This is a genomic window from Paenibacillus sp. VT-400, assembly GCF_001029205.1.
GTDB lineage: Bacteria > Bacillota > Bacilli > Paenibacillales > Paenibacillaceae > Paenibacillus > Paenibacillus amylolyticus.
Genome location: NZ_LELF01000067.1, coordinates 3,852,535 through 3,875,158, shown reverse-complemented (window position 1 = coordinate 3,875,158; position 22,624 = coordinate 3,852,535). Strand labels below are relative to the sequence as shown.

Below are 22,624 nucleotides of genomic sequence, written 5' to 3'. Positions count from 1 at the left end.
TAACAACTACGAAGTCAGCTTTCCTCTGGAAAGCTTGGTAATAGGAGGAGAGCAGGATGTCGGTAATATGCAGAAAAGCCGTGCCGGAAGATGTTGAACCACTGTATGAAATGATTAAGGGCTATGCAGAGCGTGGGATCATGCTTCCGCGATCACGGGAAATACTGCACCGACAGCTGGAGCACTTTGTTGTAGCCGAAGTTGATGGTGAAGTGGTGGGTTGCGGATCGCTTTGTCGTCTGGGGAATGATTTGGTGGAAGTCAGATCACTCGGTATCTCGGAAGGACACAAAGGGCTCGGTATTGGCTCCCGATTGCTGGACCGACTGGTAGAAGAAGCAGAGAAACAACAGATTCCTAAGGTTATGGCGTTGACATATGAAGTATCCTTCTTCCTCAAAAACGGCTTTGCCGTGGTGGAAAAAGAGATTTTCCCTGAGAAAGTATGGACCGACTGTGTTCATTGCAGCAAGCAGGATTGTTGCGATGAGATCGCGGTATTAAAAGAGCTTAACGTTTCAGCATAACAACTGAATGGACTGCATGAATCGAGCCGAGTCAGCCTCTGCCCTACATGCAGTCCTTTTTTACTTCAAAGTATGTTCAATAAAGTTGTTAGGACTCGTCGACATTGGTCTATACTATAAATAGATGAGCCCACTCATCAAACTCACTTGACAATGTTCACGTCAGTTTGGTATTTTTGTATTACCGCTTAGCACTCATCTAACCGGAGTGCTAACGACATGGGACAGTACAGTCAGAAGGAGGGATACTCACCATGTTAACAGAGCGTCAACGAATGATTCTGAACGCTATAGTGGATGACTATATCCGTTCAGCTGAGCCCGTAGGGTCCCGGAGCATTTCCAAAAGGGGAGATGTTGGATACAGTCCGGCGACGATCCGTAATGAAATGGCGGACCTTGAAGATATGGGTTTCCTGGAACAGCCGCATACATCGGCAGGACGCATTCCTTCTCATAAAGGCTATCGATATTATGTCGATCATTTGGTCCCTTGGAATCAGGTGGAGCCTCAGGAGTTGGATGATCTGAAGTCGTTCTTTGCTGAAAAACTGAACGTCATGGAACAAGTTATTCAGCATGCATCCAATATTTTGTCACATATGACGAATTATACTTCGATCCTGCTTGGACCGGAAGTATTCCATACGTCCTTACGTCACTTCCAATTGCTTCCGCTGAACGAGAGTGAAGCTGTGGCGATCATTGTGACCAATACAGGTCAAGTGGAGAACAAGACGGTTCAGATTCCACCAGAAATCTCGGTAGCCGAGATGGAAAATGTGGTTCGCTTGTTAAATACCAAACTTGTGGGCGTACCAATCTACAAATTGAAATCCCGTCTTTATACCGAACTTGGGCAAGAGATGGAACGGCATATTACACGTTACGAGGAAGTTATGCAGGTGCTGAACAGTGCCTTTGACAATGAACATGATAATCGTCTGTTCCTCAGTGGTGCCACCAATATGTTGACTCAACCGGAGTTTAAAGATATCGAAAAGGTAAAAGATATTCTTGACCTGCTGGAAGAGACACCAACACTCATGAAATTGATGATGCCCGTGCCGGGTGGATCTGGTATTCAAGTGCGAATCGGCACTGAAAATGATCATGAAGCCTTTGCCAACTGCAGCCTGATTACAGCCTCCTATTCCTTGGACGGTGAGGCTTTGGGTTCGATCGGTATTCTAGGACCCACGCGGATGGATTATGCACGTGTCATTCATATTCTAAATACACTATCCCGTGACTTGACGGCGATGCTGACACATCGTTTCAAATAAGATTCGGGAATGAACCATTTCATTCGTATAAGGAGGTGAACATCTTGAAAGAGGAGCAATCATTTACAGAAGAACAAGAGGTAACAGCAACTGAGCAGGAGCCTATTAATGAAGCTGGCGCTGCAGAAGCACAAGCTGAAGAGATGGCTGGTCAGGAGCAGGATGAGCTTGCACGTCTGAAGGCAGAAGTTGAGGAGCAACAACAGCGTTATGTCCGTGCACAGGCTGATTTTGATAACTTCCGTCGTCGTACGCAGAAGGAAAAAGAAGAATTGGCTAAATACGCTTCGATGAAGCTGGTCACCGAACTGGTACCGGTTATTGATAACTTCGAGCGCGCCATGGCTACTGTACCGGAAGGAGCAGAGGTCGAATCTTTCTCCAAGGGCATCCAAATGATTTTCCGTCAATTGGAAACCGTGATGAATAATGAAGGTCTGACGGCTATGGAATCGGTAGGACAACCGTTCAATCCTGAATTCCACCAAGCAATTATGCAAGTGGAGAGCGACGAGTACGAAGAAGGTATCGTTGTTGAGGAAGTCCAAAAAGGCTACATGCTGAAAGATAAAGTGCTTCGTCCAGCTATGGTTAAAGTCAGCTCATAAATTCCTTATAGGAAGGAATGAGTCGGCTCCATGGTTGAACAATGTGGGCGAAGTTTAATATAAAGGTTTGTACACATAGAGCACGATTAGCAACATGAACATCTAAATAAGGGTCAGATCAGACCCATTCATTTTAAATTGTTGAGGGAGGAAATTTTCGGATGAGCAAAGTAATTGGTATTGACTTAGGAACAACAAACTCATGCGTAGCAGTAATGGAAGGCGGCGAGGCTGTCGTAATTCCAAATCCGGAGGGCGCACGTACAACTCCATCCGTAGTTGGTTTCAAAAAGGATGGAGAGCGCGTTGTTGGTGAAACAGCAAAACGTCAAGCCATCACCAATCCGGATCGTACTATCATGTCGATCAAACGTCACATGGGTACTTCCCACAAGGAAACAATCGATAGCAAAGACTACTCTGCACAAGAGATCTCTGCAATCATCCTGCAAAAATTGAAATCCGATGCTGAAGCTTATCTGGGTCAAACGGTAACTCAAGCAGTTATCACTGTACCAGCTTACTTCAATGACAGTCAGCGCCAAGCGACTAAAGATGCGGGTAAAATTGCAGGTTTGGAAGTTCTGCGTATCGTCAACGAGCCAACAGCAGCAGCTTTGGCATACGGTATGGAGAAATCCGAAGACCAAACGATCCTCGTATATGACCTGGGTGGCGGTACGTTCGACGTATCCATTCTTGAACTGGGTGATGGCTTCTTCGAAGTTAAAGCAACTAGCGGGGACAACAAACTAGGCGGGGATGACTTTGACCAAGTGATCATTGATTACCTCGTAAGTGAATTCAAAAAAGATCAAGGCATTGACTTGAGTAAAGATAAAGCAGCGGTTCAACGTTTGAAAGATGCAGCGGAAAAAGCGAAAAAAGAACTTTCCGGCGTATTGACTACAACGATCTCCTTGCCGTTCATCACAGTTGCTGATGGCGTTCCTCAGCATTTGGAGTTGAACCTGAGCCGTGCGAAATTTGAAGAAATCTCTGAAGGTCTGGTTGAGCGTACGCTTGAACCAACTCGTCGTGCATTGAGTGATGCGGGTATGACGCCTAACGATATCGACAAGATCGTATTGGTTGGTGGTTCGACACGTATTCCAGCAGTACAAGAAGCAATCAAAAAACTGACGGGTAAAGAGCCACACAAAGGCGTTAACCCGGATGAAGTTGTAGCTTTGGGTGCTGCTGTACAAGCGGGCGTACTGACAGGTGACGTGAAAGACGTTGTATTGCTCGACGTAACGCCATTGTCCCTGGGTATCGAAACAGCGGGTGGCGTATTCACTAAAATGATCGAGCGTAACACTACGATCCCTACAAGCAAATCTCAAGTGTTCTCCACATATGCAGACAATCAACCAAGCGTTGAGATTCATGTTCTGCAAGGTGAGCGTGAGATGGCAGCAGGTAACAAATCGCTTGGACGTTTCATGTTGGGTGATATTCCACCAGCTCCACGTGGCGTTCCACAGATCGAAGTTAGCTTCGATATTGATGCCAACGGTATCGTTAACGTATCTGCAACAGATAAAGGTACGAACAAAACTCAAAAAATCACAATCACTTCTTCCAGCGGTTTGAGCGATGCTGAAGTTGAGCAAATGATGAAAGATGCTGAGTTGCATGCTGAAGAAGATAAAAAACGCAGAGAACTCGTTGAAGCGAAAAACAGTGCAGATCAATTGATCTACTCTGTTGACAAAACGATCAAAGATCTTGGCGAAAAAGCAGATGCTGGCGAAGTTGAAAAAGCAAATGCTGCCAAAGAAAAACTGCAAGGCGTTCTGGCTTCCGACAACCTGGAAGATATCAAAGCTGCTACAGAAGAACTGACAGAGATCGTTCAACAACTGTCTGTGAAACTGTATGAGCAAGCTCAGGCGCAAGAGCAAGAAGCACAAGGTGCTGAAGAGCAGCAAGGTTCTGCTAAACGTGACAACGTCGTAGACGCTGATTACGAAGTTGTGGATGAAGATAAAAAACAAAACTAATTCGTAGTTCTACGCGAATTAAACATCGGTGACGTTCGAATTAGAGGGAAAGTCATAGCCGGGGCTCCCGCGCTTTGGCTTTCCTTTTGTCACGATGTGCGATATGGTGAATGATATGGGGGTGGAAGAGTGGCTGAAAAGCGTGATTATTATGAAGTGCTTGGCGTTAGTAAAACGGCTAACGACGATGAGATTAAAAAGGCTTACCGTAAGCTTGCCCGTCAGTATCACCCTGACGTAAACAAGGCTGCTGATGCGGAAGCTAAATTTAAAGAAGTTAAAGAAGCTTACGACGTAGTGAGTGACGGTCAGAAGCGTGCACAATATGATCAATATGGTCATGTCGATCCGAATCAAGGTGGATTCGGTGGTGGCGGTGATTTTGGCGGCGGCGGATTTGGCGACATCTTCGACATGTTCTTTGGCGGCGGTGGCGGTGGACGACGTGATCCAAATGCTCCGCAACGGGGGAATGATCTGCAGTACACGATGACAATTGAGTTCAAGGAAGCTGTATTCGGTAAAGAAACCGATATTACGATTCCGCGTACCGAAGGCTGTGATACCTGTCATGGCTCAGGTGCCAAACCTGGAACGAAACCGGAAACCTGCTCGGTCTGCCAAGGTAGCGGTCAGCAGGAAGTCGTGCAAAATACACCGTTTGGTCGTATGGTTAATCGTCGTGCATGTTCGAACTGTAGCGGTTCGGGCCAAATTATCAAAGAAAAATGTACAACGTGCAGTGGTAGCGGTAAAGTTCGCAAGCAACGCAAAATCCATGTCCGCATTCCAGCGGGTGTAGATGATGGCGCGCAACTGCGTATGACAGGTGAAGGCGAGGGAGGCCTGCGTGGCGGACCAGCGGGAGATCTGTATATTGTCATTCGCGTGAAATCACATGATTTCTTCGAGCGTGAAGGCGACGATATTTATTGCGAAATCCCACTTACCTTTGCTCAGGCAGCTCTGGGAGATGAAGTTGAGATCCCAACGTTGACCGAGAAAGTGAAGTTGAAAGTACCAGCTGGTACACAAACGGGAACGTATTTCCGACTCAAAGGCAAAGGTGTACCACGCCTGCGCGGTATGGGGCAAGGGGATCAACATGTGAAAGTGGTTGTGGTCACACCTAGTAAGCTGAATGACGAGCAGAAAGATCTGCTTCGCCAAATTGCTTCGCTGGATGGAGAGCAAACACATGAGCATGAACAATCTTTCTTTGATAGAGTGAAACGCGCCTTCCGCGGCGACTGAGAATAAAATAAAGCAAGTCCAAAAGGACACCACAGCGGTTTTTCCCGTAGGGTGTCCTTTTTTGTACGCCTTTTTTTACTGATTGAGTGGTTTTCGAAAAATCCATGGATTTATGCTACGAAGCACGACAGCAATTTGTGGGAGCATTTCGGTATATTCTGAGCGAACTTGCGGAAAGATAGCATGGCGAGAATGATATGCATAGCTGATATGCGAGAAATTAGGAAAGCAGGTGAAGCGGATGACCGAGAAAAATATTTTGGCGTACTTTCACAGCCCGGAGCAGGCTCAAGGGGCGGCCAAAAAACTGGAGGCATTGCGAGTGGAGGACCTGTCGATTAATCGATTCAGCCGATATGCGGGTGTAGGACCAAGCGGGGCTTCCTACAAGCCGGGCGTTTCCGGCAGTTTTTCATCATGGGTGCCCGATTCGATGCAAACAAATGCCAGTGCTGGAATCATGGCTGCGGCGGACCCTTCTGCAAGCGGCATGAGTGATGGTGGACAGGGTGGACCTACAGGAAGAGATGTATTGCTAACTGTCATCGTAGATGAATCGGTACATCACCGCGCTATGTCTATAATCGAACAAGCCGGTGGAATGATCTAGTTTCCCAATTTGAAGGAGGAGCATTACAATGGCAGAACATGAACGTCCAGGCAAGATTTTAACGAAAACAGAAAAGATGAAACGTATGCAATCCGCGAAAAATGAGGACGTGGAATTCAGCGCTGAAGCTGCGGATCATGAAGATATAGAAGCACTACGCCGCAGTGAAGCGGCTGATCGACGACAGGGACGGGAGCTTCATGACTGAAGATCGCTCGGCAGTGACCCTCGAAGCAGTTTTTACAAGCTGGACTGAGGCCGAGTCTGCACGCAGAGCCCTGGAATTGCTGCACCCGAACCAATTGAGTATTGAGAGCCTTGGCAATGAAGCGTCTGCATTGGACTCAAACGATATTACGGGCTCCGATAATTCTCCTACGGCCGTCGTTGGAGGATTTAGTGGCGAACTGAATGTACTTGCCCTGATTAGTGATGAAACGGAAATGTTGTCCAATGGTCAGGTGTATGATACACCCAAAGAGGACTCGGCCAACAGGCTAAAACAAGAAATTTTGCTAACCGTGTCCGTATCCAACGATTCGCTCCCGCAAGCCGCAGAGATGATCACGCAGAATGGTGGGCGTTTTTGCTAACTGAGATTCAAAATATGCAAAATGCTTAAGTATATGAAACAGATATGTATGAATAGATGACAGGATATTCGAGCAGTCAGGCTGCGGATATCCTGTTTTGTTTTTCTTTTACTGGTGCGGCTTTGTGCTCCGGCTAGCTTGTGTAGTACAATAGTTGGGATGTTTGAAAAATGAGGAGGAAAAACCAAGTATGTTATGGCATGAACTAACAATACATACCACAGAAGAAGCTGTGGAGATGATTTCGAATTTTTTACATGAAGCGGGTGCTGGAGGGGTTTCGATTGAAGAGTCCGGTACTTTAAATAAAAAACGGGACACGACATATGGTGAGTTATATGACGTTCCTTTGAATGATATTCCGGAAGGCTTTGCAGTCATCAAAGGGTACTTCTCCGAAGGTACGGATATGGTTGCATTACAGTCAGAAGTTAATCCGAGAATTGAGCAACTCTCCGAATTCGGAATTGATACAGGTGAGGTTCGTTATGAGACGCGTACAGTGGATGAAGATGACTGGGCAACAGCCTGGAAACAATATTTCAAGCCGGTACGCGTATCGGAACGTTTGACGATCAAGCCAACGTGGGAAGAGTATACGCCTGAAAGTCCAGATGAGAAAATTATTGAGCTTGATCCAGGCATGGCCTTTGGTACAGGAACACATCCAACGACCTCCCTCTGCTTGCGCACACTGGAAACGGTTATTCAGGGCGGCGAGGAAGTCATTGACGTAGGTACAGGTTCTGGTATTTTGGCTATTGGAGCGATAAAACTTGGGGCAAAACATGTACTGGCGCTTGATCTTGATCCAGTTGCGGTAATCAGTGCCAGGGAGAATGTGGAACTGAATGGGCTGGAACAACAAATTACGGTTAAAGAGAGTGATCTGTTGTCCGTCCTTGGGAGTCAGGACCCTGCACTTGGTGTACAACTGCCGGTTAAGGTTGTCGTGGCGAACATTCTGGCTGAGATCATTTTGTTGTTCGTAGATGATGTCTATAATGCGCTTGAGTCTGGTGGTACCTATATTGTATCCGGCATTTGGAAGAACAAAGAGCAGGTTGTGCATGATGCACTGGTAGCCTCGGGGTTTGAAGTGAGTGCGATCCACCGTGATGAGGACTGGCTGGCGTTTGTAGCCAGAAAGGGGTAACGTATGGACTTTTGGAATTCGTTCTTTCGTTATCCGATCGATCAGCTTCCGTTTTTCCTACTGACCATTCTGATCGCATTTACGGTGCATGAATTCTCGCATGCATATTTTGCCAACAAATTTGGTGATCCAACAGCGAAGCTGTTGGGTCGGGTCACGCTGAATCCGGTTGTACACTTTGACTTGTTTGGTGTGCTGCTGCTCATTATTGCCGGCTTTGGTTGGGCACGTCCAGTTCCCGTTAATCGGGCTAACTTCGACAAACCTAGATTGATGGGCATCATCGTATCTGCAGCAGGGCCTCTGAGCAATCTGTTGCTCGCGATCATCGGTACAATCATCTATGCTTCACTGGTTGGTTCGGGAGCACTCGGTGGGATTGATAATGAGCGGTTGCTGACAGCAATCACAACGTTCTTCGCTATCTTTAACTTAACCAACTTTTTCCTGTTCCTGTTTAACTTGATTCCGTTGCCACCACTGGATGGTTATCGGATTCTAGAGGATCTACTGCCACCTTCAATCAGCCGCAAGCTGCAAGGGGTGGAGCAATGGTCTATTTTTATCTTCCTATTGATTCTTGTTATACCTCCGTTGCAAAATGTGACGATTCAACCTTTGTATGAGTTTGCGCAAACGATGTATGTGGATCTGGCAAAGGTGATTATCGAATTATATCGCTAAAAGCGCATTGTTTATGGACCGGAATACTGGTCAGAAACACGTAAAAGTTGTATGATCATCTGTGGCGATTGGATTCACGCCTGCCATCAGGCGGGGTGAATTCCAATCATAACAGGACAGAATGGGTGGATTGACTAATGCAGCGATATTTTGTATCTGCAGAACAGTTTAATGAACACGCTGTGATTATCACAGGTGATGATGCACGCCATATTGGCAAGGTCATGCGTGGTAAACCTGGAGATAAACTGATTGTCAGTGACGGAAACTCCAGAGAAGCACTCGTCGAAATTGAGAGTATTGAAGTGGGCCAAGTTACAGCCAATATTGTGGAACCTCTCGAGATGGACCATGAAGCACGGATTCGTGTAACCGTGGCACAGAGTTTGCCCAAGGGCGACAAGATGGAAACAGTCATCCAGAGATGTACTGAGATTGGGGCGGTATCATTTGTACCCTTCCTATCAGAACGTACGATTGTGCAATATGATGCCAAGAAAGAAGGCAAACGGTTGGAGCGGTGGCGGAAAATTGCCAAGGAAGCTGCCGAACAGAGTCACCGGAATCGTATTCCATCCGTCGAGCAGCCGCTTTCCTGGAAAGGGCTGTTATCTTCTTTTGAGGGCTATAGCCTGGTATGTTATTGTTATGAGAAAGAAAACGGTAAACAGCTGAGAGATGCACTGAAGCCGTTTGTAGAGCAGCTTGCACCTGATGCAAGTGCAGAAGTATTGATCGTGGTTGGACCGGAAGGTGGATTTTCTGAGAAGGAGACGGCAGAGGCTGATCAGGCAGGTGCTGTATCTGTTGGACTGGGCAAACGCATTTTGCGTGCTGAGACAGCTGGAATGGCAGCACTAACTTGCGTGCTATATGAATCCGGAGAAATGGGAGGAATGTAATTATGCCATCCGTGGCGTTTTACACCTTAGGCTGCAAAGTTAATTTTTATGATACAGAGGCGATTTGGCAATTGTTCAAAAACGAAGGTTACGATCAAGTGGACTTTGATGAACAGACAGCGGATGTATACTTGATTAATACTTGTACAGTAACCAATACCGGCGACAAAAAGAGCCGTCAAATTATTCGTCGTGCCATTCGGCGCAACCCGGAGGCGATTGTGGCCGTTACAGGCTGCTACGCGCAGACTTCTCCGGCAGAGATTCTGGACATCCCAGGGGTGGATCTGGTTATCGGTACACAGGACCGTGACAAGATTTTGCCATATGTTAATGAAATTCAGGAGTCCCGTCAACCGGTTAATGCGGTGCGTAATATTATGAAAACCCGTGTGTTTGAAGAAATGGACGTACCGGATTTTGCTGACCGTACCCGCGCGTTCCTGAAGATTCAGGATGGTTGCAATAACTTTTGCACGTTCTGCATTATTCCGTGGTCTCGTGGTCTCTCACGCAGTCGGGAAGCAAACAGCATTATTCAACAGGCGCATCAACTCGTACACGCCGGATACAAGGAGATTGTTCTGACCGGTATTCATACAGGTGGGTATGGCGATGACATGGAGAACTATGATCTGACCGATCTGCTGTGGGATTTGGATAAGGTAGAGGGTTTGGAGCGTATTCGAATCAGCTCGATTGAAGCCAGCCAGATCGATGACCGCATGCTCGACGTGATCAAACGTTCGGACAAACTTGTTCGTCACTTCCATATTCCGCTGCAAGCGGGTGATGATACGGTGTTAAAACGCATGCGTCGTAAATATACGACAGAAGAGTTTTACAACAAGATGCTTCGCATTCGGGAAGCAATGCCTGATGTAGCGATTACAACAGACATCATTGTTGGATTTCCAGGTGAGACGGATGAGATGTACCGTAATGGCTATGAGTTGATGCGGAAGATCGGTTTTTCCGAAATGCACGTATTCCCTTATTCCAAGCGTACGGGCACGCCAGCAGCACGAATGGAAGATCAGGTGGACGAAGAGGTCAAAAATGCACGTGTGCATGAACTGATTGACTTATCTGAGCAGATGCAGCTGGAGTACGCTGAGCAGTTTGTCGGACAGGTACTGGATGTTATTCCCGAAGGGGAAGCCAAAGGCCGCGAGGGAAGTGGCAAGCTGCACGGTTATAGCGACAACTACATTCAACTGGTCTTTGACGGAACCATGGATATGGTCGGTAAAGTGTGCCGAGTTAAAGTTGTTGAAGCTGGCGTCAACGAGAGTCAGGCTACGCTGGTACGTGTGTTGGAAGAGAATCTTAAGTCCGCCGCGATGTAAATCGAGGCGTCAGAAACAAGGATTTCATTTCCTTGGGGAGCTTACCCGGGGAGATGAGGTCCTTCTTTTGCAAAAAAATAAGATAAAGATATCGAAGTTGATGGGGGAGAGCACGATGAACAAAAAAGAAATTTCAGCAGGCGGAGTTGTTTATAGAACAGGGGAAGACGGACGTCTTCAAATTCAGCTTATCGTAGATCGTTATGGTAAAACAACTCTCGCCAAGGGCAAAATGGAAGATGGAGAAACAATTGAACAGACGGCACTGCGCGAGATTTTGGAGGAGACAGGTATGGTGGGCCGCATTGTAGAGCCGGTTGATATCATTGCTTACACGTACCAACATGCAGACTTTGGCCCGGTGGACAAGGAAGTTCATTATTATCTCGTTGAAGCTGAGAGTGGTGATCTACAGCCTCAGATTGAAGAAATCAAGGGTGTGGATTGGTATGCTCCGGAAGAAGCATGGTCCTTACAGCAGCAGAGCGGATATGATAATAACGATGATATCTTGCGTGTAGCCCTGAACAAGTTAGGCATTAACGTATAACGGCATTATTGTTCGAGTCAGTTAGCCGCGCGCTCTGTGGGTCTGGACAGGCAGATCATCAAGCCACGGGTGACTTCGCCGCGGGGGCGTGGACCGGTGGTTTTTTGTGCCAGATTGGCAAGTAACAGAATGGCAAAGCGAGCAGTGAACTGGTGATGTTAAAAAGGGTCTGGGCATGCGCAATCTGTGCCCCGTTGTCCGCTGACAGCCAGGCCGAAGCTGCATGCAGCTGGCCGATCAGCGGCATAAACAGCAGCGCTCCCGCAATGTTTAATACAACATGGGAGGCTGCGACAAATTTGCCTGCGGATGCTCCGCCCGCGGCAGCAATCACAGCGGTGATGCAGGTCCCCACATTGGACCCGATCACAATGGCGATGCCGATCTCCACAGGCAATACCCCTGTGGCTGCGAGCGTAATCGCCATGCTAATGACAGCTGCGCTGCTGTGAATGAGCGCTGTCAGACAGGCACCTGCCAGGAAGCCCCACCACAAGCTGTCGGCCGAGCGGTCGAGAAACCATTGAAATACGCCCATGCTCCGCAAGGGTAAGGCAATGGATTGCATCACCTGAATACCTGTCATAACAAGTGAAAATCCGGCAGCTGCGAGGAAGCTGTACTGGATGTTAAACAGAGTCTGACGCGTGCGTTCAGGAGCGGCCAGATTGCGTTCACCAAGAACAACAAACATGGCCCAGCCCGTTAGCGACAGGACGAGTAGCGGAAGGGAAGCACGTCCGATCTGCAGTCCCACCAGCTCCGTCGTCAGGCATGTCCCGATGTTGGTGCCGAGGATGATGCCAAGTGTGCGTCCATAGGTAATTAATCTGGCATTAGCCAGTCCAATGGTGAGTACGGTGACCGCAGTACTGCTCTGTAACAAGGCCGTTGCGCCTGCACTGAAGGCCATGCCTTTCCATGGAGCAGAGGTAGCCCGATTGAGCCAACCCGCCAACATGGGCCCAGCCATGCGCTGCAAGGCCGTTTCCATCAGCTTCATGCCACCAAAAAAGATAATAAGCCCATAGAGTAGGGGCAATATAACATCTCTAAACATAGAAACATCATTCCTTCCGTCCGGTTCCTTAACTCATCCTATGAGTAAGAAAAGACAACCATGACAAGCCTAAAGGAATTCAGAGGGAAGCGACCTAAATTACCCCACCCCAATTCGAAAGATACGGTGATTCGTGCAAACGTAGCGAAGAAGACGAAATTGTTACCGAAGAAGCGAAGCGCTCGCCTTTATCCCCGGATTTTCCCTTTAAGAAAGGGAATCAAAAAAATTCTGGGGATAACAGCGATCAGAGGAACAATTCGTCGCCGTAGCGCCACCTAATTGCGCCACCCCAATTCGAAAGATACGGTGATTCGTGCAAACGTAGTGGAGGGGACGAAATCGAATCTAAAGAAGCGAAGCGTGCGCCTTTGTCTCCGGATTTTCCCTTTAAAAAAGGGAATCAATAAAATCTGGAGACAACAGCGATCGGAAGATCGATTCGTAACCGAAACGCCACCTACGCGCCGCACCAAACCTATCTTTTGAACTATTAAATTAAAGGAAGTGGATCTACCTTGCCATCAGTTACACTCGAACGCAGTCGCAAAAAGCGGCTTGAACATGCACATCCATGGATATTTAACAATGAAATTGCCTCTGTTGACGGAAACCCGGAACCGGGAGATCTGGTCAATGTATTGAATCATCAAGGTCGCTATCTGGCGACAGGTTATTACAATCCTGCATCTCAGATCACTGTAAGGGTTGTAGCGTATCAACCGCTGGAGTCCGAACAGATGGACACCGCGTTTTTTGCAGCGCGTTTCCGCGATTGCTTGCGACACCGGGAACGTTTTATCCAGGATGGAGAGGCATACCGTCTCGTTTACGGCGAAGCTGATTTTCTGCCAGGATTAATCGTTGATCGATTCGGCAGCATCCTCGTTGTACAGTTGCTTACACTTGGCATGGATCGTTGCCGTGAAGCCATCGTACAGGCACTCATTGAAGTAATGCAGCCGGAAGGCATATATGAGCGCAGTGATGTCTCAATTCGTGAACTGGAAGGTTTGGAGCAGACCAAAGGTCCGCTGTATGGAGAGTGCCCACGGCATGTCACGGTTACAGAGAATGGACTACTCATCAAAGTGGATATCGTGGAAGGGCAGAAGACAGGTTACTTCTTCGACCAACGCGAGAATCGTGCAGCCATTGAACCGCTCATGAAGGGTTGGGGCTACAAGAGTGGAATCACACTTCAAACGACCGAGCAGGATGGCACGGAGCAGCTCTTGCCTGTGAATAAAAGCGGTAAGGTAGTTACATTCCCTTATTGGGATGGTGCTACCGTACTGGAGTGCTTCTCACACACGGGTAGCTTCACGTTGAATGCCTGTAAGTATGGAGCCAAAAAAGTGACATGTCTTGATATTTCGGAGCACGCCATTGAGAGTGCACGAACAAATGTGGAGCTGAACGGTTTCACCGACCGGGTCGAATTCGTAGTTGCTGATGCATTCCAGTACTTGCGTGAACAAGTGAAGGGGCTGGATGAACGTACCGCACGTGCTCGTGCAGGCGAACAGAAAGTGGATACATCCAAAGCCCTTGCAGCTGGCGGTAAAACATTTGATGTGGTCATCCTCGATCCCCCGGCGTTTGCCAAAACGAAATCAGCAGTTAAAGGTGCATGTCGCGGTTATAAAGATATCAATCTGCAAGGAATGAAACTGGTCAATGAGGGTGGATATTTGGTAACAGCCAGCTGTTCGTATCACATGCGTCCAGACCTCTTCCTGGATACGATTGCCGATGCAGCGGAAGATGCAGGTAAAGTGCTTCGTTTGATCGACTGGAAAGCAGCCGGTAAGGATCACCCACAAATTTTGGGCGTGGATGAAGGACATTATCTGAAATTTGCTATTTTCGAAGTGCGCAGTAAAAAGAATTAATCGTATGATTGATTTTCGTTCCAATCAAGTATAGATCAAGTCAAAAGTCCACAGTGTGATAGCTGCGGGCTTTTTGCTGTTTTGCTGTGTTAACGGAGATGATCTCCGGTTTTACCGGATAGTGGCAAACGTATGTTCCGAACCAAGTCAGATATGTTATACTGGGAATTAAAATCTTGTACGTGTGGTTTGGAGGATTAGACATGTCCGTTCGTTTTGTTATTGGCCGGGCAGGCAGCGGCAAAAGCTCGCTGATTACCCGGGAAATTACATCCCAGCTTCAAAAGGAGCCGCAAGGCACACCTTTGATTTTGCTCGTTCCCGAACAGAGTTCTTTTCGAACAGAGCAGGCATTGGTGTCTTCTGGAGCAATTAAAGGTACCATGCGTGCAGAAGTGCTCGGCTTTCGCCGTCTAGCCTATCGTGTAATGCAAGAAGCAGGTGGTTCTGCTCGTATTCCGATCGGAGCCGAAGGCAAAAAGATGTTGCTCTACAAGGTCATCCAGCGCCGTAAGGAAGAATTAAAGCTGTTTGGTGCATCCGGCAGCCAGCTGGGTTTTATAGGCGAATTAAATGACTTATATAGTGAATTTAAACGTTATGAAGTTGATCCGTCATTGCTGGAAGAAGGGATGTCTGGAGGGAATACCTCATCCACTTCGCCGATTCTGGAGGACAAGTTGCATGACTTGAATCTGATATATCGTGACTATGAACAGGAACTGACCAATTTATATATTGATGATGAAGACACGTTGACCGAGCTGACAGATCGTTTGTCGGAAAGTGCATTGCTGCAGGATGCCCAGATCTGGATTGATGGTTTTCAGGGATTCACACCACAGGAGATGAGTGTGATTGGTCGGCTGATGTTGCAATCCTCATCCGTGACGATTGCCCTGACATTGGATCGCCCTTATGATCATGGTGCGCTGCCTGGAGAACTGGAACTGTTCTATCCTACGGCGAGTGCCTATGCGCGCCTGAAAGGGATGGCTGACGAACTGGGTGTACCGAGCGATATAACCGTGCTAGATTCGGAGATTCCACCGAGATACAAGGATCGTCCGGGACTTGCTCATCTGGAGGCTGGTTTCGACCGCCGAATTCGTTGGAAAAGTGATGGCCTTGATTCCGGAATCCGACTGGTTGCAGCGGAGAACCGACGAGCTGAGATGGAGGGAGCACTGCGTGAGATGCGGCGTCTGGCGCAAAACGAAGGTGCGCGTTATCGGGACATGGCGGTACTTGTTCGTCAGTTGGATACCTACGCTGATATAGCTGAACCTCTATTCAGGGATTATGGCGTACCCGTCTTTCTGGACCGCAGAAGAAATGAACTTCATCATCCATTATCCGAGTTTATCCGTTCCGCACTGGATATTGTTCGGCGCCACTGGCGTTACGAGGATGTATTTCGTTGTGTCAAAACGGATCTGCTGCTTCCGCGTGATGGTTCCATCACTCGTGAAGATATGGACCAGCTTGAGAATTATGTACTGGCTTGTGGTATTCACGGGTATCGCTGGACTGACGGCAAACCGTGGAAGTATGTACCAAGCCTGTCGCTCGAAGACAACGGTCAGGATGGCCGTAGTCGAGGACGGGACCAGATGCTTTCTTTAATGGAGAGCTGCCGAACGGTCATTACAGATTCCTTGGGTGTTTTTGAGAAACGAATGAAAAAGGCAAAGACAGCTAAAGCCCAGTGCGAGGCACTATACAGATTGCTGGAAGATGCTGAAATCCCATGGAAGCTGGATAACATGTCTGCTGAAGCTAAGGCACAAGGTGACCCCGAACGGTCGAGAGAACATCGGCAGATGTGGGGAGCTGTGCTGGATTTATTGGATCAGATGGTCGATATGATGGGGAATGAACGGCTGGATATCACGCTGTTTGCCGGGATGATTGAGACCGGATTGACGGAACTGAAGCTAGGTCTGGTACCACCAGCACTTGATCAGGTATTGGTTGGTTCTATGGACCGTACACGACTTCAGGACATCAAATACGTATTTATCCTTGGCGCGATTGATGGTGAATTACCTGCCGTACCTCAGGATGATGGCGTATTAACGGAACTGGAGAGATCGTTACTGACGGAAAGAGGCGTGGCGCTTGGACCAGGTGCAACAAGGCAGATGCTGGATGAACGTTTCCTGATCTATACGGCACTTACAGCGGCAAGCAGCCAGTTGTGGCTGAGTTACCCGGTTGCTGATGATGAGGGGAAAGCACTGCTTCCTTCCGAGATTGTCCGTCATGTACGGAAGATGTTTGGTTTACAAGAACAGCCATTGCTCGCTCAACCGCCGGTTGCGAACTCGGAAGAAGCGCATTGGTCCTATGTCACCCATCCGGGTCAGAGTCTGTCAACGCTCATTGGACAATTGCGCAAATGGCGCCACGGAGAAGACATCCCTGAAATGTGGTGGGCGGTCTACAATTGGCATGTATCTCGAGAGACAAGCAGACCTCAGCTGGAACGGTTGATGGGATCAATCTTTTATCGTAATCGGGCATTACCACTACGTACAGTTACCAGTCGCAGACTGTATGGTACAGAGGTGAGGACGAGTGTCTCGCGAATGGAGCGGTTCGTCGCTTGTCCGTTCTCCCATTTTGCTTCGCATGGGCTGCGTCTCAAAGAACGGCAATTGTACCGCCTTCAGGCTCCTGATATCGGACAGCTGTTTCATGCTGCACTAAGCCAGTTGGCTATGCGATTGCGCGAAGAAAATCGTAGTTGGGGCAGTTTGACTCCAGACCAATGTCGTCATGAAGCCGAGCAAACGGTGGAGCAGATTGCACCACAGCTGCAAGGGGAGATTTTGCTAAGCACCAAGCGATACGGTTATATTTTCCGCAAATTGAAGGACATTGTTAGCCGGGCATCGGTTATTCTTGGTGAACAGTCCAGACGTGGAAGTTTTGAACCGATTGGATTGGAGCTTGATTTTGGACCCGATAAAACACTGCCGCCACTACGTTTTGAACTGGAGAACGGCTGTGTGATGGAGATCGTGGGTCGAATTGACCGTGTAGATGTCGCAGAAGGAGAGAATGGTCTGCTCTTGCGTGTCATTGACTATAAATCAAGCCAGACGGACCTCAAGTTACATGAAGTGTACTATGGTCTGTCATTGCAAATGCTCACCTATCTGGAGGTGCTGCTTAGTGCTGCCGAAGAATGGCTTGGGGAAACGGCGATGCCGGGAGGAACGTTGTATTTCCATGTGCATAACCCGCTGTTGCAATCCGCAAACGGCATGACATCAGAGCAGGCAGGACAAGAACTGCTGAAACGGTTCAAAATGAAAGGTTTGCTACTGGCGGATCGGGACGCAATTGCTCAAATGGACAACACCCTGGATAAGGGGTATTCAGCTATTATTCCAGTTGCTCTTAAGGCGGACGGAAGCTTTTATAGCAGCGCCGCTGTAGCTACGCCAGAGCAATGGGATACGCTGCTTGCTTCAGTCCGCAGTAATATCCGTGAGATTGGTACCCGGATTACGGATGGGGATGTGGCCATTGAGCCTTATCGTATTCAGCAGGAAGTGGCGTGCACGTTCTGTCCATATAAGCCTGTTTGTCAGTTTGATGAGAATATAGAAGGAAATGAATACAACCTGTTGTCCAAACCGGGCAAACTGCAAATCTGGGATATGTTATCTCACACCAAGGGAGGGGAAACATCATGACGAATATGCCAAAACCGGAAGGAAGCTTCTGGAGTGATGACCAGTGGAGTGCGATTTCCGAAAGCGGAGAAGACATACTGGTTGCCGCAGCGGCGGGATCAGGCAAGACAGCCGTACTGGTTGAACGAATTATTCGCAAGATCGCAGATCCCTCCCAAGGATACAGTGTGGATCGTTTACTTGTAGCTACGTTTACCAAAGCGGCCGCCGCCGAGATGAAACAACGGATTCGGGAAGCGTTGGAACGTGCGCTGGAAGAACAGCCTGGAGAAGAGCATCTGCGTAAGCAGCTGTCGCTGCTTGGACGGGCATCTATTACAACGCTGCATTCATTCTGTATGGAAGTCATTCGCCGTTATTATCAGCAAATTCCGTTGAACCCGGCTTTCCGTATCCTGAATGAAAATGAAGCGGAAATCATGCGGCAGGAACTGCTTGAAGAACTATTTGAGGAAAAGTATGGCGAAGAAGATGAAGGGAGTACATTCCGCGAATTAGTGGACTGGTTCAGTGGAGAACGAAACGATGATGCGATGCATCGACTGGTGCAACGTTTGTATGATTTCTCCCGCAGTCATTCCTGGCCGGATCATTGGCTCTCAGAGATGGCGTCTGCTTTTCAGGTGGAAAGTGTAGAGGCACTTGGACATTCAGCATGGGTTCAGAGTATTTTGCGTGATGCGGCTCTTGCTTTAAGTGGTGCAGCAGGATTGCTCCGTCAAGGCATTCATATTTCCATGCAGCCTGAAGGTCCGGCACCTTATGCAGATACGTTAAAAGAAGACCTGGTGATGGTAGAAGAACTGTTGTCTGCAGCCCAGGTTATGCCATGGGAAAGGTTGCCTGAAGTGTTTCAACCCGCTACATTTGGCAAACTGAAACCCTGCAAAAAAGATCAGACGGACCCGGGTTTACAGGATCAGGTGAAGGAACTCCGTGAGGCCGCGAAAAAGGCAGTTACCGACCTGAAAGGTTCATTGTTCGGAAGAAGTGCGTTTGCGTTCTGGCAGGAGTTGGAGCAAGCGGCACCACTCATGCAGGAGTTGTCGAGGTTGGTTAGTACATTTGGAGAACGTTATCGACAGGCCAAACAGGAACGTGGGCAAGTTGACTTCAGTGATCTGGAGCATTACTGTCTTCACATTTTGCGACATGAGGATTCAACGCCTGAACAGTCGATGCCTTCCGATGCGGCTATGGAGTACCGTTCGCGATTCGATGAAGTGTTGCTTGATGAATATCAGGATACCAATACGGTTCAGGAAGATATCGTGAAACTGATCTCCAGAGAAAACCCGGGTAACCGATTCATGGTCGGTGATGTCAAACAGAGTATCTACCGTTTCCGGTTGGCTGAGCCAGGTCTGTTTATGAACAAGTATCGCCAGTATGGAGCGAGCACAAATGAGGACGGAATGGTGGAAGAACGTCTGCATCGTACTGGTCAACGTATTGATCTTGCGCGGAATTTTCGTAGTCGAGCAGAAGTCGTGCATTCGGTCAATATGATATTCCGGCAACTCATGAACGAAGGTGTGGCAGAGATTGCTTACGATGAACGAGCTCAACTGGCATATGGGGCTACCTTCCCGTCAGAAACACTTGGTGATGAGGCGTATACACCTGAACTCATGCTGATCGATCGTCAGGGTGGTGGTCCTGATCTGACAGAGAGTACGGATGAGAATGGGGATGCATCGGTCTCCGCAGAACTGGAGAGTGCCGAACTTGAAACAGCCCAGTTGGAAGCGAGGGCAATCGCAAGGCGTATTCGGGAGATGGTTGGAGACACGGACAAACCTGCCCTTCATGTATATGACAAAGCCCTGCAAACGATGCGCCCGGCACGTTACGGTGACATGGTCATCTTGCTGCGTTCGACCTTGATGTGGGCTCCGCTCATGATTGAGGAATTCAGACAGCAGGGAATTCCTGCTGGAGGAGAACAGAGCAAGGGCTATTTTCAGGCTACAGAAGTGGAAATCATGATGTCTCTGCTTCAGCTTGTTGATAATCCAAGGCAGGATATTCCGCTTGCTTCCGTGCTTCGTTCCCCGATTGTTGGACTGGATGAAGAGGAACTGGCACAGATTCGGCTTGGTGACAAAAGACAGTCATTCTATGATGCGGTTATATCGGCTGCGGGAGATTGGAGCGATTCCTCCACTAATGCTGTACAACAATCCCGGCAGGATAATCATCCTGATTCCAATATGGTCCAGTTGCAGTGGCCGGAAGCCTGGGCAGAGATGGAACTGGGACAGCGGGAGACAGCAGCTTCAGTCGAGGCAGAGATCCTGGATGATGTCTATGAATCCGATGTGCATACATTGCATACAGATGGAATGCAAGATGCTGGTGTTGCGGGACATGCAAGTGAGGATTTGGGTATAACGGAGATCTCAGGCTCGGAGTTGCAGCAGAAGTTAATTCGTTTTATGCGTCAATTGCAGCAGTGGAGACTTGAGGCAAGACAAGGTAGTCTAAGTGAACTGATCTGGCGTATGTATCGGGAAACCGGTTATTTGGACTGGGTTGGTGGTCTTCCAGGAGGACTGCAACGTCAAAGTAATCTTAAGGCATTGTACGATCGCGCACGACAATATGAAGAATCAACTGCGAATCGCGGCTTGTTCCGTTTCCTGACCTATGTTTCCAGACTGCGGGAAAACGGGGGAGACCTCGGAACTGTAGCAAGTAGCTCTGGTGAGCAGGACAACGCCGTACGTATCATGACGATTCACCGGAGTAAGGGTTTGGAGTTTCCAATTGTCTTTGTCGGTGGCATATCCAAGATGTTTAATCAGCAGGACTTGAACGCACCGTTTCTAATGCATAAGGAACTGGGATTTGGTCCGAGGTTTGTGGATCGTGAGAACCGGGTTGCCTATCCTACATTAGCCAATCTGGCGATTCGTCGTCGTGCGCAATTTGAACTGCTGGCTGAAGAGATGCGTGTGCTGTATGTTGCGTTGACCCGTCCAAAAGAGAAAATGATTCTGCTAGGTACTGTAAAAGATGCCGCGAAAAAAGCGCTGGCGTGGTCTCAGGTCAAAGACAGCCCTGAACTGGCATTGCCAGATTATCTGCTTGCTGCTGGACGGAGTTACCTGGACTGGATTGGGCCATCCCTGATGAGACATCCAGATGCGGGTGTGCTGCGTGAACTTGCTGGAAGCAATGATTCGTTCTCAGCTTGTCTTGCAGATGATCAATCACGATGGGCGATCTCTATTATTTCCGCCGATCAGGTATCCCGTGACCATGTGGTAGATCTGATACTCGGAGAAGAAGACGGGATAAATGAGGTACGGAAAGAACGAATTGCTGCACTAAAAGCCGTCCAACCCGTGAAGTTGGTTACATCTTCAACTGTAGAAGAGCTGACGAAGAGTGCACAAGATACGGCTAACCAAAACATTGGAGATGAAGGTGCAGACACAGTAGCTCTTCAACAAGAGGAGACACGGCTGATCAACGAGGTTGATCAACGACTTTCATGGACGTACCCCTATGAAGCAGCAACTCAAGTAGCAGCCAGTACATCTGTCACGGAGTTGAAAACGTTACTTGCGATGCAGGATATCCAGTCCGTAGAGGTGATGGAGGAACTGGGAGAACAGTCCGAGAAATTATTGGCTCACAACAACCCAGGAATCAATTACACCAAAGATGAAGCAGGCCATGTACTACGTGGCGTATCCGATGAATCTAACGAGCGTGAGACTGGATCATGGACAGATTCAAACGGTACGGTGAACCTTCCGGATGCGGGATCTGCAGGTACGTCTTTCAAACTGCACCTGCGTCGTCCCAAATTCATGGAGGCAACGCAGCTGACAGGGGCAGAACGGGGAAACGTGTATCATACGTTGATGCAGCATCTTCCTATAGATGGATCATCTGTTGATTCACAGCTTATTGAACAGACGATTGAGCGGTTGATTAAGCTTCAGATTTTGCTGCCCCATCATGCTGCGGCTATCGAACCTGAAGAACTGGCCGGATTTTTCAATACAGAACCAGGGAAAGAATTATTGCGTGCAGCGTGGGTGAAACGGGAAATTCCGTTTGTGTATGGACTTCCGGCACATCAGTCTCCTGTGGAATGGCTACATGAACGGGCGGCGAACTCAGATATGCAGACAATAAATGAAGATAGCAAAATGCAGGCAACGATTGAAAATGAAACCGTGCTTGTACAGGGGATTATCGATTGTCTGTATGAGGTGGACGGCGAGCTTGTCTTGCTTGATTACAAGACGGATCGGGTATTGGAGCATCGTGGTGGTTTGGATGAACTCACCAAAAATTATCGCTTCCAGCTAGATCTGTATGGACGGGCCATTGAAGATATATTGGGTCGGAAAGTTGACCGGAAATGGCTGTACTTTTTTGATGGTGGACATGCAGTGAAATTGTAAAAGATCGGAATTT

The 22,624-nt window shown here is 48.2% G+C and carries 17 protein-coding genes; 16 read left to right on the top strand and 1 reads right to left on the bottom strand.

The window, feature by feature from the left end:
• Positions 1-56: 56 nt before the first annotated feature.
• The 13 genes from EL84_RS27725 (at position 57) to EL84_RS27665 (ending at position 11,525) form a co-directional block, all read left to right on the top strand.
• Complete coding sequence (locus EL84_RS27725) at positions 57-527, top strand: N-acetyltransferase (protein ID WP_017687214.1); 471 nt, start codon at positions 57-59, stop codon at positions 525-527.
• A gap of 254 nt (positions 528-781) precedes the next feature.
• The gene (gene hrcA, locus EL84_RS27720) at positions 782-1,813 is read left to right on the top strand and encodes a heat-inducible transcriptional repressor HrcA (RefSeq protein WP_036615092.1); all 1,032 of its coding nucleotides are present in this window, start codon (positions 782-784) and stop codon (positions 1,811-1,813) included.
• 44 nt (positions 1,814-1,857) lie between these two features.
• Entirely contained in the window at positions 1,858-2,421 is a 564-nt protein-coding gene (gene grpE, locus EL84_RS27715) for a nucleotide exchange factor GrpE (RefSeq protein WP_047843797.1), read from the top strand.
• Between the two features lie 161 nt (positions 2,422-2,582).
• Positions 2,583-4,427 (top strand): molecular chaperone DnaK, encoded by a 1,845-nt coding sequence (gene dnaK / locus EL84_RS27710; RefSeq protein WP_047843796.1) that lies wholly within the window; start codon positions 2,583-2,585, stop codon positions 4,425-4,427.
• 129 nt (positions 4,428-4,556) lie between these two features.
• Positions 4,557-5,681: a molecular chaperone DnaJ gene (gene dnaJ, locus EL84_RS27705; protein WP_036615086.1), complete on the top strand. Its 1,125-nt coding sequence runs from the start codon at positions 4,557-4,559 to the stop codon at positions 5,679-5,681.
• Positions 5,682-5,922: 241 nt separating this feature from the next.
• Entirely contained in the window at positions 5,923-6,291 is a 369-nt protein-coding gene (locus tag EL84_RS27700) for a hypothetical protein (RefSeq protein WP_017687219.1), read from the top strand.
• A gap of 28 nt (positions 6,292-6,319) precedes the next feature.
• Entirely contained in the window at positions 6,320-6,499 is a 180-nt protein-coding gene (locus EL84_RS27695) for a YfhD family protein (protein WP_017687220.1), read from the top strand.
• Positions 6,492-6,884 carry a hypothetical protein gene (locus EL84_RS27690; RefSeq protein WP_047843795.1) on the top strand — a complete coding sequence of 131 codons (393 nt, stop codon included), beginning with the start codon at positions 6,492-6,494 and terminating at the stop codon, positions 6,882-6,884. The genes EL84_RS27695 and EL84_RS27690 overlap by 8 nt, the downstream gene beginning before the upstream one ends.
• Positions 6,885-7,074: 190 nt before the next feature.
• Positions 7,075-8,040 carry a 50S ribosomal protein L11 methyltransferase gene (gene prmA, locus EL84_RS27685; RefSeq protein WP_047843794.1) on the top strand — a complete coding sequence of 322 codons (966 nt, stop codon included), beginning with the start codon at positions 7,075-7,077 and terminating at the stop codon, positions 8,038-8,040.
• A gap of 3 nt (positions 8,041-8,043) precedes the next feature.
• Positions 8,044-8,724 (top strand): site-2 protease family protein, encoded by a 681-nt coding sequence (locus EL84_RS27680; RefSeq protein WP_047843793.1) that lies wholly within the window; start codon positions 8,044-8,046, stop codon positions 8,722-8,724.
• 137 nt (positions 8,725-8,861) lie between these two features.
• Complete coding sequence (locus tag EL84_RS27675) at positions 8,862-9,626, top strand: RsmE family RNA methyltransferase (RefSeq protein WP_047843792.1); 765 nt, start codon at positions 8,862-8,864, stop codon at positions 9,624-9,626.
• 2 nt (positions 9,627-9,628) lie between these two features.
• Positions 9,629-10,975, top strand: a complete 1,347-nt coding sequence (gene mtaB, locus EL84_RS27670) for a tRNA (N(6)-L-threonylcarbamoyladenosine(37)-C(2))-methylthiotransferase MtaB (RefSeq protein WP_047843791.1) — start codon at positions 9,629-9,631, stop codon at positions 10,973-10,975.
• Positions 10,976-11,090: 115 nt separating this feature from the next.
• Positions 11,091-11,525 carry an NUDIX hydrolase gene (locus tag EL84_RS27665; RefSeq protein WP_036615070.1) on the top strand — a complete coding sequence of 145 codons (435 nt, stop codon included), beginning with the start codon at positions 11,091-11,093 and terminating at the stop codon, positions 11,523-11,525.
• A gap of 58 nt (positions 11,526-11,583) precedes the next feature.
• On the opposite strand, the gene EL84_RS27660 is transcribed toward EL84_RS27665, so the two are convergent.
• Positions 11,584-12,585 (bottom strand): Na/Pi cotransporter family protein, encoded by a 1,002-nt coding sequence (locus EL84_RS27660; protein WP_047843790.1) that lies wholly within the window; start codon positions 12,583-12,585, stop codon positions 11,584-11,586.
• Positions 12,586-13,103: 518 nt separating this feature from the next.
• Here EL84_RS27660 and EL84_RS27655 point away from each other — a divergent pair.
• The 3 genes from EL84_RS27655 to addA all read left to right on the top strand — a co-directional run bounded on the left by EL84_RS27655 (position 13,104) and on the right by addA (position 22,611).
• Positions 13,104-14,480: a class I SAM-dependent rRNA methyltransferase gene (locus EL84_RS27655; RefSeq protein WP_047843789.1), complete on the top strand. Its 1,377-nt coding sequence runs from the start codon at positions 13,104-13,106 to the stop codon at positions 14,478-14,480.
• A gap of 203 nt (positions 14,481-14,683) precedes the next feature.
• Complete coding sequence (addB, locus tag EL84_RS27650; protein ID WP_047843788.1) at positions 14,684-18,187, top strand: helicase-exonuclease AddAB subunit AddB; 3,504 nt, start codon at positions 14,684-14,686, stop codon at positions 18,185-18,187.
• Entirely contained in the window at positions 18,184-22,611 is a 4,428-nt protein-coding gene (addA, locus tag EL84_RS27645) for a helicase-exonuclease AddAB subunit AddA (protein WP_047843787.1), read from the top strand. Before addB ends, addA begins: the two co-directional genes overlap by 4 nt.
• Positions 22,612-22,624 lie beyond the last annotated feature (13 nt).